This window comes from Solibacillus sp. FSL W8-0474 (genome assembly GCF_038004065.1).
Lineage (GTDB): Bacteria > Bacillota > Bacilli > Bacillales_A > Planococcaceae > Solibacillus > Solibacillus faecavium.
Map to the genome: position 1 here is coordinate 746,723 of NZ_JBBOQJ010000001.1, position 12,562 is coordinate 759,284.

The following is a 12,562-nucleotide window of genomic DNA, read 5'->3' on the forward strand; positions in this document are numbered from 1 at the left end:
ATTCAATTTGATTTTGAATGCGCTCATTCATTTTATTCGTTTTTGCGTTATGTGCATATAAACTTTCGACTTTCAATTATACCTTTTTCTGTAGTAATTTGCGCTTTACTTGATAACTCACCAATTTGAGTAGATAACAAGGTAATCGCATCGATTTGTTCTGATAGGTCAACCATTCGACCATTTGTATCCTCTGTATCTTCAGATTGCTTGGAAGCACCTTGAGCGAGAATTCAAGTACACGGGGGATTCATTATTCAGGATTTTCGAATTTGGCAGAGCTTTCTTCAAATACAGGAGGGAAATCTATTGATTTTAGTAATGCTAATTGGGGTAATGAATTGAGTGCGGTCCTTGGCGGCTCAATCGGTGGAACTGCTGGAACGATTATAGAAGAAGAGAAAATGGCCACACTATTATTACAAGTAGATGCTGTAGGTGGACAAACGATGAAGATAGAATTATTTGACGCAAGGTCCCATAAATTAGGCGTTGATGATCTTCAGCTAGACCCCTATACAGAAGCACAGAAAGCATCAACAAGAGCTTCTTCAGGCATGACAGCAATGCTAGCACAAGCCAATCAGTTAACGAGTTTCATATAACGTTTTATACGCAATTTACTATATTCTCTTACAAGAAAGTCTCATAGGAGGCTTTTTTATTTTTTTCTGTATGAACATATTGTTATGTACTGTCTTTTTGTTAGAGTATGTAAATCAAATAAAATGGAGCTAATTGTTGGTATGTTACTTCTCTTTATTTCAAACAAAGATAAAACAAACGAAAATGCAACCGATAAAATACATTAGAAGATATGTTAACGGAGGGATATAAATGCGAATTGACGGAACAAGTATTTCAATGCCAAACATGACACAGCAGTCGAAAGAAGGACAAGAAATACGTTATGCACAGAGGGATATCAGTACACCGCAAAAAACTGAAAAGATAGTATATGAAAAAGACCAAAAGGAAAAATTACAACAGGCAATTGGTTCCATGAATGAATTTTTTTCTATTAATAATAGTGAGTTGAAATTTGTATTGCACGAAGGATTGGAAAAATACTTTGCGCAGCTAGTTAATACGGAAACAGAAGAAGTAATCCGTGAAATTCCTTCAAAAAAAATATTAGATGTGTTTTATGAAATGCAAAAACTGGTAGGGATGATTGTTGACAAAAAAATATAATGATTTTTTACAAAAATACTAAAGAAAATAGATAGATATATTACGGAGGAGATTATATGTCAGGATTAAAAATTGGTGGACTTGCTTCAGGTATGGATATAGATAGTATTGTAGAAAAATTAATGGTCGCTGAGCGAATGCCGGTGGACAAGCTTGAGCAACAAAAGCAAATTTATGAATGGCAACGTGATGCCTACCGCGACGTCAATAAAAAAATGACGACACTGGATACATACATTGCCGATAATTTTATTTTAAAGAGCTTAAATACGAAGACGGCGACAAGTTCAAATTCGGATTTAGTGTCATCAGTTGCGACTGGTTCTGCTTCAGGCTCACTATCAATTGAAGGGGTTTCGCAATTGGCGGAAGCTGAGCGTTGGGTCGGTACGCAGAAGAATGCAACAAGCAGCACGAAATTAAGTGACTTATTTGCAGCAAGCGGGAAAACGATGCCGGAAAATTTTACGCTGTCTGCTATCGATACGCAAGGAAATCTAGGCAAGCCTGTGTCAATTGGCATAGATGCCAACACAACTATCAGTGAACTCATTACGAAAATCAACGGCAGTAATGCAGGGGTTTCAGCTATATTTGAAAATGGCAAACTGTCATTGACGGCTAAAAATACCGGGAAAGAAGTAAATAACGGACCTGCAATCGTAGCAGATGCAAAAGGCAAAGATTTACTAGCCGAACTAGGGATCACTGAATCGGGAAAAGTTCAAGGAAAAAATGCGATTTTCCAAGTGAACGGTATTGCAACAGAGCGTACAACGAACACATTTTCAATGAACGGCTATAATATTACGTTGAAGTCAGTGTTTAATGAAGGGACAGCCTATGCAAATGCATTGAAAGCTGCGGAAGAATCGGAGAAATTTGGTGAAGAAAACCTTAAGAAAACCCTTGAAAACCTTAATAAAATTTATAATGTAGGATTAACGGGTTCGCTAAGTGATCAATTTGTAGCGATGAAAGCTGTAATTACTACAAAAATAAGCGAACTTCAAACTAAGGTAGATGTAGCAAAGGCTACCTTGGCGAGTGCAAGGGATATTGTTTTCGAAGAGGGAACAGCCGGTGAACTGTACGATAAATTATCGCCGGACGCAAAAACAGCGCTTGGCAATGCCGCAAACTATAATGATTTGACAAAGGATATGACAGAGGAAGATCTGGCAGCACTAGCAGGACTGAATTCCACAAATTTCGATGCTTTACAAGACGTGCATACGAAAGCGGTTGTATTGGAGGATGAAACAAAACCTCTGAACGACGCAAAAAAGGATAAAACTTCTTTAGAAACAATGGAAGCCAATTACCGAAATGCGGAGAAAGCACTGGAGAATCTAAAGAACAATCCCCTTGAAACAAAGGTGGAAGCAAAGGCAGTCACTATGACATCATCCACAAACGTCGATGAAATCATGAACAAAGTAAAAGAATTCGTCGCCACATACAACGGCTTCATCAAAGATTTAACCGATCAAACAAAACAGCCAAAATACCGTGATTTTAAGCCTTTAACAGCGCTTCAGAAAAAGGGGATGGAACAGAATGAAATTGACCAGTGGGAAGAACGCGCAAAAAGCGGTTTATTGAAAAGTGACTCAATAATTACAAGCGGTCTATCATCACTTCGCGGACTTGTTTACCAGACAAATCACGCAGTAACGAATCAAAAGTATAATGCCCTTTATACAATCGGTATCGGTACTTCGAAAGACTACAACAGCGGCGGTACGCTTGAAATCGATGAAATGAAATTGCGTAAAGCATTAGAAGAAGATCCGGATGCTGTAGTTCAATTGCTGACGATGAGTGGTTCAAAATCTGCAACTGTCACAAAAGCAGATGGGAGCCCAGATACAGGCGATACGCGCGGATTCATGCGAAAAATCCGTGATGAGTTGGAAGTCATCGAGAAAAAAATCGATGAGCGTGCAGGCCGTGGTACGATGAACGAAACACAATATACGTTAGGAAAATATTTGCGTAATGTAAACCAGAGCTTGGATGCCTGGAAAAATAAATTGACAGCCATCGAAAGCCGTTACTGGAAACAATTCGGTGCGATGGAAGCGATGATTAATAAGGCGAACAGCCAGTCTGCTTCATTAATGAGTCAGTATTATTAATATGGTGGAGGGGATTAGATGATGGGGTTGGAGCAGCAATTACTCCAAGTTTCAGCTAAGCTGTACCGGCATCTCGGGGAAGAAATACAAGGGGAAGAGCGCGACGCATTTTTGAAGACGGCAGACGAGCTATTTGATGAACGTGGTCAGCTTATCGCATCTGTTCAACAGGCGGGTATTAAACTTAGTGAGAAAAATCCTCAGCATGTGCTGTTGAAGGAGCTTGACCAAGGGATTCAAGAGCGTATGAAATCGATTATGGCTAATGTAAAGCAAGATTTAAAGAAGGTACAGACAACTAAGAAAAGTGAAGTACAATATACTAATCCGTATTCATCTGTTCAAGTGATGGACGGGAAATATTACGATCGAAAGAAATAACAACGTTTAGGGAAATGAAGTTGATTTAAAATAGAGGGGTGTACACCATGACAGCACAAACTGCAGCTGCATTTAATGCATACAAACAAAACAGTGTGACAACGGCTTCACCGGCTGAGCTTACATTGATGTTATATAATGGATGCCTAAAGTTTTTAACAAGGGCAAAAAAAGCTATAGAAGAAAAGAATATTGAAGAAAAGAATACGAATATCCAAAAAACTCAGGCCATTATTGCCGAACTGATGTCTACATTAAAGCCAGATTTAGAAGTGTCGAAGCAAATGTTGCCATTATACGACTATATGAACCGTCGTTTAATAGAAGCGAATATTAACAATGATATCGCGCTTATCGAAGAAGTTGAAGGATTGGTAACAGAATTCCGCGATACTTGGAAAGAAGTAATCAAAATCACACGCCAGCGGCAATATGGCAGTGCAGGACAAGTATAATTTATTATCATATGTTCCTTTAAGTAGAGCGTACTCCTAGGAGGCGCTCTTTTTATGTCTATTTTTGTAACTTTAAATTCCATAATATTCAAAAAAATCTTGAAAATTATGGGTAATTATGTCTATAATGTAAATAATTAGGAAGTTAGAAATTACGGAAACGGATGCTAACTTACTAAAATAACTTTTCCGATACAAATCCACGATAGTCTCTTAAAGAAATTTTCATATTTATAAGCTAGCGTTCATGGAATTCTCAGAATAATAATGAACTTCTCCAGCACTAAAAATATATCCCATGTGAAATTTAGAAAATTAAAGCTTTTATATTACTATGAATTACATAATAGAGTGGCTTTTTACTTTACGGTAAAGGAGGTGGTGATTCATGTGAAAAGAGGAATTTAAAAACCCCAAGTGCACATCCTGATAAGAAAACACTTGAGGTCTTCGATGCTGGAGTATACCAGCTTAATGTTAGTATACTCCTTTTCTTTTCAATTGATAACTATAATTTTTAAAGGAGTATGAAAAAATGTATAAAAATTATCTATTAAATGCATGTGCTTTAGTACCTAAATTTGATCATTTTAACAACCCTTATACTATTATTGTTACTTCAAATGGATATGAACGAGTTGATTTAACACCTAGACAATTGATTGATACAGACCTAAAAGAGAACGGTTCAAGTTTAAAAGGTGCGAAAGAAGCAGCTAAAGCTATACTCGGAACGGCTTCTGTTCCTCCTATTTTAATACCGAGACTGCCATTTTCGCATGTTTGGTTTACAACCGAATCAACCCGCAATGAATCATGTCACTATTTTGCTTTACACCATGTTGAGACTGTAAAAGAAGTGCCATTTTCATCTGATAAAGCGTTAGTATTGCTGCGTGACAAGCGTAATATAGTAGTCCCAGTATCACGAAGTAAATTTTTGCAACGATGGAACAAAGCGAGTGACTATTTCCTCAAGGATTTTTTTAATCAATTTATTAGTCAGCCTCGTTACTTGAAACCAGAAGAGAAGCTAGTATTAAAATGTGCAGAAGTAAATGAACCCTACTTAGTCGACTAAATCATATTAATGTTGAAGTTTGTATGTAAAGGAGGACTATATGCGGATTTTAAATTTTTACTTAGTGAATCATAATACAGTGGGCATGGTGCCGATCGTTGCAGAAAACGGGAGATTATATACAGTTGTTTTTGAGCGGGAGCATATGGCGGTTGTAGGGAAATCCCCTTCTACATTAATACAGGAAAGTAAGCTATTTTATCGTAAGCCGCCGACCGGGCATTTACTCACACGTAAATGGGGGAGTATCGGTAACGTGAATGATAAGCAGATACAGGCAAATTTTCAATTCACGAAAAAATATTTATAATAATTATCCACCTTTTTCACTCATCATTTGGTGAGTGTTTTTTTGTGGAGAGAAAAATATAATTTATTCTGGTTTTATAGTTATTTCGTATTGATTTTGAAGAAAAAACTTTTTTATAAAATAGCAATTAAGCACATAGACAATACCTGGTATTTTGCATGATAATGTAGTTATGGAAAATGTAGGAACGAAGGCAAGGAGGATGGGAAATGGGATTTAAAAGAACGGAAGGATTTCGCTTTACTTTTGGTGCGCCGATTGCAGCGAAATATACTGTATTAATCGACGGCAAACAAGAAACGAAACACGCATGTGAAATTATAGATGTGAGTCCGCATGGCATGAAAATGTTTTCTTCTCATGAAATTGGTGAAAATACTAATTATCTGGTGCAACTGGAACTTGAATTTATTTTAGACGAAGTATTGATAAAGGCAATTGGGGAAATTGTATGGAAAAAGAAATACGGTGGAAAATATCAGTATGGTCTCATTTTTGAGAACCAGCCAGGCATTGAAGAATTGATCGTCAGTGAGTTGAAAATTCGCCGTAAAAAAGAGGTTAGCCGCAAGTAATCATTTGCTTACAATTTTAAAGTGTCCTCACAGCTTGTCTATTCTTATCGATATTTAAAGCTACATGTCGAAAAATGAAAAAAGTTTTCAGAAGCAACAGGAGTTTTTTAAAGTATGTAGAATTAGTAAGTATAGCCGTAATGAAGGAGGAGTTCACATGCTAAACTTTAACATTCGTGGTGAAAATATTGAGGTAACTCCAGCGATTCGAGATTATGTGGAGACAAAAATTGAAAAGGTAGAACGTTATTTTAATGAAGATTTAAATGCAAATGCTAACGTCAATCTAAAAGTTTATAATGATAAACAAACAAAAGTAGAAGTAACTATTCCAATGAAAAATTTAACGCTTCGAGCAGAGGAGCGCCATAATGATATGTATGCCGCTGTTGATTTAATCGTCGACAAGCTTGAGCGCCAAATTCGTAAACATAAAACGAAAGTAAATCGTAAATTCCGCGATCGCGAAGGTACAGGACTATACTTTGCAAATGTGACATCGCAAATGGAAGCGAACTCAGAGTCTTCTGATGAAGAATATACAATTGTTCGTACAAAGCAATTTGACCTGAAACCGATGGATCAGGAAGAAGCAATTTTGCAGATGAACATGCTTGGTCATGATTTCTTTATTTTCACAGATGCTGAAACAGATAGTAAAAATATCGTTTATAAGCGTAATGACGGAAAGTACGGCTTAATTGAAACGAACTAAATGAACTTTTTCAAACGGATTGCCTGTAATGGGTAGTCCGTTTTTTATATAGAGCCGTGAATGTTTAATATGAACGGATATTAAGCGTTACTATGTTTTAAGAACTTCCTAAATGATCTATTCTATACTCATATTTCCAACAGTGTATTTGCACCACCGCTATATATAATGCTAAAATATAATTTGAGACTATTATTGGGAAGTGACCAATTCGATGGCAAACATATTAAATAAATTATTTGATTTCAATAAAAAAGAAGTAAAGCGTTTAGAAAAGACTGCAGATAAAGTAGAAGCATTGGCAGGGCAGTTTGAAAGCCTTTCTGATGATGCATTAAAAGCGAAGACTGAAGAGTTCAAAAACCGTTACCAAAATGGCGAGACAGTAGAAGATTTATTACCAGAGGCGTTTGCAACAATTCGTGAAGCGTCACGTCGTGTACTTGGAATGTATCCGTTCCGTGTGCAAATTATGGGGGCGGCAGCATTAAATGAAGGAAATATTGCCGAGATGAAAACGGGTGAAGGTAAAACGTTAACTTCGACAATGTCCGTTTATTTAAATGCACTTACTGGTAAAGGTGTACATGTTGTTACAGTGAATGAATATTTAGCAAGCCGTGACGCGTCGGAAATGGGTGAGCTGTATAATTGGTTAGGCTTAACAGTAGGCTTGAACTTGAATAGCCTATCAAAAGAACAAAAGCGTGAAGCATATGCAGCCGATATTACATATTCGACGAACAATGAGCTCGGCTTTGACTATTTGCGCGACAATATGGTCCTTTATAAAGAAGATCGTGTACAGCGACCACTCTATTATGCGGTAATCGATGAGGTTGACTCGATTTTAATCGATGAAGCCCGAACACCGTTAATCATTTCGGGTCAGGCAGGAAAATCTGCACAGCTTTATGTGCAATCAAATGCCTTCGTCCGTATGTTAAAACAAGAAGAAGATTACAACTATGAAGAATCGACAAAAGGTGTAACACTGACAGAGCAAGGGATTGAAAAGGCTGAACGTGCATTTGGCATTGACAACTTATTCGATTTAGCTCATGTACGCTTAAACCATGCGATTAACCAAAGCTTAAAAGCACATGCATCGATGCATAAAGATGTCGATTATGTTGTTCAGGAAGGCGAAGTCGTAATCGTTGATGGCTTTACAGGTCGTTTAATGAAAGGTCGTCGCTATTCAGATGGTCTTCACCAGGCGATCGAAGCTAAAGAAGGTTTGGATATTCAAAATGAATCGATGACAATGGCGACGGTTACGTTCCAAAACTATTTCCGTATGTACGAGAAACTGTCTGGTATGACAGGTACAGCGAAAACAGAGGAAGAGGAATTCCGTAATATTTATAATATGAATGTTGTGGCTATTCCAACGAATAAACCAATTGCCCGTGATGACCGTCCTGACCTGATCTTTGCGACGATGGAAGGCAAGTTCAGAGCGGTTGCAGAAGATATTGCCGAGCGTCATCGTGCTGGCCAACCGGTATTAGTTGGTACAGTAGCGATTGAAACATCAGAAATCATTTCAAAATATTTAACGAAGTTTAAAATTCCGCATAATGTATTAAATGCGAAAAACCATGAGCGTGAAGCAGAAATCATTTTAAATGCCGGTCAAAAAGGTGCTGTTACGATTGCTACGAACATGGCTGGTCGTGGTACGGACATTAAACCGGGTGAAGGTGTATTGGAAGTAGGCGGTTTGGCGGTAATTGGTACAGAGCGCCATGAATCACGTCGTATCGATAATCAGCTTCGTGGTCGTTCAGGTCGTCAAGGGAATCCAGGGGTAACACAATTCTATCTTTCTCTTGAAGATGAGTTAATGCGTCGCTTCGGTTCTGATAAGATGAAATCGATGATGACAAGACTTGGTATGGACGATACACAGCCGATTCAATCGGGAATGGTTTCAAAAGCTGTTGAGTCAGCACAAAAACGCGTTGAAGGAAATAACTTCGATGCGCGTAAACGTCTATTGCAATATGATGATGTACTACGCCAGCAACGTGAAGTAATTTACAAAGAGCGTGAAGAAGTGTTGGATTCGGAAAATATGCGTGCTTTAGTGGAATCAATGATTTCGCAGGCGATTGAAAATGCTGTAGCCCTTCATACACAGGGTGAAAAAGATGCTTGGACAATTGATGCGTTAGTAGACTATATCGCTGCAAATCTTCTAGATGAAGGCGATATTACGAAAGAACAGCTTGCAAACAAATCTCCTGAGGAAATGATTGCATTCATCTCTGAAAAAGTGACGGAACGCTATAACGAAAAAGAAGAAGCGATGACGCCAGAGCGTATGCGTGAATTCGAAAAAGTAATTTTACTCCGTTCAATCGATACGAAATGGATTGACCATATTGATGCGATGGATCAATTACGTCAAGGGATTCACCTACGTGCATACGGTCAAAACGATCCATTGCGTGAATACCAGCAAGAAGGCTTCGCAATGTTCGAAGACATGGTCGCAGCAGTACGTGAAGATGTGGCGAAGTATGCATTAAAAGCAGAAATCCGCAGCAACCTGCAACGTGAAGAAGTAGCAAAAGGCCAAGCAGTAAACCCGAAAGAAGAGGGCGCTGCCAAACCGAAAAAAATGCCGGCACGTAAAGCCGAAAATATCGGACGCAACGACCCATGCCCATGCGGAAGCGGCAAAAAATACAAATCCTGCCACGGCGTAGGACAATAACAAAGCAATAAAACCGAGGTCATTGAAAGTATGCTCAATGACCCGGTTTGTTTTTATAAGTTTAAAATTATTATATAGGCAATAAAAATTAAGTTCTTGTATGTTCACACTAGTTGGCCGGAGTGGAAGGGTGGCGACTCCTGGGGGAATAGCGTGACGCCTGAGACTACAGGCTCAGGCCACGCCCCCGGAAAGCGTCCACCCTGGAACGGAGGACAACGGCTACAAAGGACTAAACTTTAAAGCTTTACTACGGAGGAAAATATATGATGGAATTAGCAGATGTGCGCAATGCACTCGAAAATACAGCTACAAAACTAGCGGACTTCAGGGGGTCTCTTTGACTTAGAAAACAAAGAGGCACGTATTCAGGAATTGGACGAAATGATGCTTGAGCCAAACTTTTGGAACGACCAAAACGGCGCACAGGCAATCATTAACGAAAGCAACGGCATTAAAGCAGTTGTCAACGAATTCAAGGACTTAGTTGATACACAAGAAAACCTGGAAATGACACTGGAGCTTTTACGCGAAGAACCAGATGCAGAATTACAGGAAGAGTTAGGTACAGAACTAGCCGAATTCCAATCAAAAATGGCAGACTTTGAACTACAAATGCTATTATCAGAACCATACGATAAAAACAATGCCATTTTAGAGCTGCACCCAGGAGCGGGTGGTACGGAATCACAAGATTGGGGATCAATGCTATTACGTATGTATACACGTTGGGCAGAGAAACGCGGCTTTAAAGTGACGACAATTGACTATTTGCCAGGTGATGAAGCGGGTATTAAATCGGTTACTTTACAAATTACCGGCCATAATGCTTACGGTTATTTAAAGGCGGAAAAAGGGGTACACCGTTTAGTGCGTATTTCTCCGTTTGATTCCTCGGGGCGACGTCATACATCGTTCGTATCGTGTGATATCATGCCGGAATTCAATGATGAAATCGAAATCGAAGTGCGTACAGAGGACTTAAAAATCGATACGTACCGTGCAACAGGTGCAGGTGGTCAACATATTAATACAACGGACTCAGCTGTTCGTATTACGCATACACCAACTGGTACAGTCGTACAATGCCAAGCGGAACGTTCGCAAATTAAAAACCGTGAAGCGGCAATGAAAATGTTAAAGTCGAAGCTGTATCAATTAGAAATTGAAAAGCAGCAGGCACAGCTGGATGAAATTCGTGGTGAGCAAAAAGAAATCGGTTGGGGTTCACAAATTCGTTCATATGTTTTCCACCCATATTCAATGGTAAAAGATCACCGTACAAGTGCTGAAACAGGAAATGTAAGTGCTGTTATGGACGGGGATTTGGATTTATTCATTACTGCATATTTACGTTCGAAAATCTCATATTAATATGTCCCTCTCTGACAAACAGTAGGAGCCATATTATATTACGTAGAAAGGCTGTGTTAAAAGTCAAAATGACTTTTAGCGCAGCCTTTTCATTATAATGAAAATTTAAGCTAGGTAATTATTTTCCGCTTGTCAAAAATAAAAAAATATGTGAAAATAAATACGAACAAATGTTCTTGTAATGGAGGTTTTCTTATGGTGCAAATTCCTTCTAAAACGATTCCGTACTATGAAGCAGGAATTTATTTGCCGTTGTTATTAATAATTCTTGAGAAGGATTATTCAATTGTAGAACAAAGCCCGTTTAAATTTAAAAATCCATATTTACATTTAATTAATGCTGTAAGTACCAAGGTAAAACATGACTTAAAAGAAACGAAGGACTATTTTAAACTTCATCAGATGCGTCTAGTAAGAGGCGAAACGGATGATATGTTTACCGAGTATCATTTTTATTTTAATGGAGTCATGGAGTGTAGGAGATATTCGAATATTCGCCTTCGTAATCATAGCGAGATGCTTCTTGCGGACTATTTTGCAAAAAGCTGATGGTTACAGCGTAGCATGGCGATTTAGAATAAGGTGTTTATAGAACATGGCAGCACGTACGTATTGTTGGTTAAACGATTTCATATGGATAGCGAAATCAACCTCTGTGCCGTCGATAAAAGTTACGCGTGTTTTATCACGCTTATCACTAATATTAATGACAGAGTTTAATGCTATCCAAATATTATGAGGGGAATGTGGCGAAAAGAGCGGAAACAATACACAAGGCTCCCCAAAATCGTATGCCACCATAACCGGCAGTTTGTGTTTATTCTCCCCGAAAAACTTCCTGGCCTGATATTTGCTTGCTTCATAGGAACTGCCGTGCAACCTGCATGTGTTGCGAACAAGCTTTAAAGGCTTATAAGGTGCGGTTACTTTTCCGTATTTGTCCAATATTATCGTATGGATTTTATCCCGATATTGATAGGAACTTAAACAAAAAGTTGAGTTAGAAATAATATAATTTGAATTTTGTGGTATATTACTAGTCATATTAGATCCCCTTTCTTTAACATTCCCTACCCGCTTAAATTTCCACTATACAGTTAAAATAATACAATAAATGGAAAAAATCAATACCATATTCTGAAAATTTGGTCATATGATAATTTTTCAGAATATATTGCAAATTAAATGTGTTTTACTTTATAATGGAAAAAAGAGGTCGAGGTGATATCGATGGATAAATATTATTCTTATACAGACTTTTTAAAAGCGGTAGGTCAGCAGTCCACTGAAAATCAAGCGGAGAAGTTATTGAATGAAATTTATTTAGATTTATTTATTAGTCGATTACAGCGTATGCAACGTATCGAACAACTAAAATTACTTATCGATACATCGCTAGATCAAAAGAACGAGCAGGCATTTGAACAGTATTCAACTGAATTAAACGATTTAATGGCATTCACTGTTTCTTAACAAAGAAGTCACCTTATGATAGGTGGCTTTTTTGTTTGAAATTATAAATGAAGTTCAATTTTCTAATATCTTACAAAAACTTTCTAATAAAATTATAAAAGTTCTAATAAATTGGTTATTTTCTAATAAAAAGGATAA

General features: G+C 37.9%; 15 protein-coding genes. 13 read left to right on the top strand and 2 right to left on the bottom strand.

The genetic code is table 11. The features are described from left to right. Window positions 1-47: 47 nt before the first annotated feature. Window positions 48-176 (bottom strand): hypothetical protein, encoded by a 129-nt coding sequence (locus NYE67_RS03630; RefSeq protein WP_340729219.1) that lies wholly within the window; start codon window positions 174-176, stop codon window positions 48-50. Window positions 177-272: 96 nt separating this feature from the next. On the opposite strand from NYE67_RS03630, the gene NYE67_RS03635 reads away from it, so the two are divergent. From NYE67_RS03635 to NYE67_RS03690, 12 genes are all read left to right on the top strand, one after another. Next, complete coding sequence (locus tag NYE67_RS03635; RefSeq protein WP_340729220.1) at window positions 273-605, top strand: hypothetical protein; 333 nt, start codon at window positions 273-275, stop codon at window positions 603-605. Window positions 606-837: 232 nt separating this feature from the next. Next, entirely contained in the window at window positions 838-1,194 is a 357-nt protein-coding gene (locus tag NYE67_RS03640; RefSeq protein WP_340729221.1) for a flagellar protein FlaG, read from the top strand. A 56-nt stretch (window positions 1,195-1,250) separates the two neighbouring features. Beyond that, entirely contained in the window at window positions 1,251-3,335 is a 2,085-nt protein-coding gene (gene fliD / locus NYE67_RS03645) for a flagellar filament capping protein FliD (protein WP_340729222.1), read from the top strand. Between the two features lie 18 nt (window positions 3,336-3,353). Continuing rightward, complete coding sequence (locus NYE67_RS03650) at window positions 3,354-3,716, top strand: flagellar protein FliT (protein ID WP_340729223.1); 363 nt, start codon at window positions 3,354-3,356, stop codon at window positions 3,714-3,716. A 47-nt stretch (window positions 3,717-3,763) separates the two neighbouring features. Then, on the top strand, window positions 3,764-4,171 hold the full coding sequence (gene fliS, locus NYE67_RS03655) for a flagellar export chaperone FliS (protein WP_340729224.1): 408 nt from the start codon (window positions 3,764-3,766) through the stop codon (window positions 4,169-4,171). Between the two features lie 535 nt (window positions 4,172-4,706). Then, window positions 4,707-5,252 carry a competence protein ComK gene (locus NYE67_RS03660; protein WP_340729225.1) on the top strand — a complete coding sequence of 182 codons (546 nt, stop codon included), beginning with the start codon at window positions 4,707-4,709 and terminating at the stop codon, window positions 5,250-5,252. A 40-nt stretch (window positions 5,253-5,292) separates the two neighbouring features. After that, window positions 5,293-5,562 carry a competence protein ComK gene (locus NYE67_RS03665; protein WP_340729226.1) on the top strand — a complete coding sequence of 90 codons (270 nt, stop codon included), beginning with the start codon at window positions 5,293-5,295 and terminating at the stop codon, window positions 5,560-5,562. A gap of 209 nt (window positions 5,563-5,771) precedes the next feature. After that, entirely contained in the window at window positions 5,772-6,137 is a 366-nt protein-coding gene (locus NYE67_RS03670; RefSeq protein ID WP_340729227.1) for a PilZ domain-containing protein, read from the top strand. Window positions 6,138-6,294: 157 nt separating this feature from the next. After that, window positions 6,295-6,852: a ribosome hibernation-promoting factor, HPF/YfiA family gene (hpf, locus tag NYE67_RS03675; RefSeq protein WP_340727044.1), complete on the top strand. Its 558-nt coding sequence runs from the start codon at window positions 6,295-6,297 to the stop codon at window positions 6,850-6,852. 214 nt (window positions 6,853-7,066) lie between these two features. Beyond that, window positions 7,067-9,577 carry a preprotein translocase subunit SecA gene (gene secA / locus NYE67_RS03680; RefSeq protein ID WP_340729228.1) on the top strand — a complete coding sequence of 837 codons (2,511 nt, stop codon included), beginning with the start codon at window positions 7,067-7,069 and terminating at the stop codon, window positions 9,575-9,577. 269 nt (window positions 9,578-9,846) lie between these two features. After that, window positions 9,847-10,951 (top strand): peptide chain release factor 2 gene (prfB, locus tag NYE67_RS03685; protein ID WP_340730880.1). Its coding sequence is split into 2 segments (ribosomal slippage): window positions 9,847-9,918 and window positions 9,920-10,951, totalling 1,104 coding nucleotides; the frame shifts between segments, so codons are not numbered across the junction. A gap of 195 nt (window positions 10,952-11,146) precedes the next feature. Then, window positions 11,147-11,500, top strand: coding sequence for a hypothetical protein (locus NYE67_RS03690; RefSeq protein ID WP_340727046.1), 354 nt, complete (start codon window positions 11,147-11,149; stop codon window positions 11,498-11,500). A 3-nt stretch (window positions 11,501-11,503) separates the two neighbouring features. On the opposite strand, the gene NYE67_RS03695 is transcribed toward NYE67_RS03690, so the two are convergent. After that, complete coding sequence (locus NYE67_RS03695; RefSeq protein WP_340727047.1) at window positions 11,504-11,995, bottom strand: competence protein ComK; 492 nt, start codon at window positions 11,993-11,995, stop codon at window positions 11,504-11,506. 186 nt (window positions 11,996-12,181) lie between these two features. Here NYE67_RS03695 and NYE67_RS03700 point away from each other — a divergent pair, with 186 nt between their 5' ends. Further along, on the top strand, window positions 12,182-12,424 hold the full coding sequence (locus NYE67_RS03700) for an IDEAL domain-containing protein (protein ID WP_340729229.1): 243 nt from the start codon (window positions 12,182-12,184) through the stop codon (window positions 12,422-12,424). Window positions 12,425-12,562: the final 138 nt, after the last annotated feature.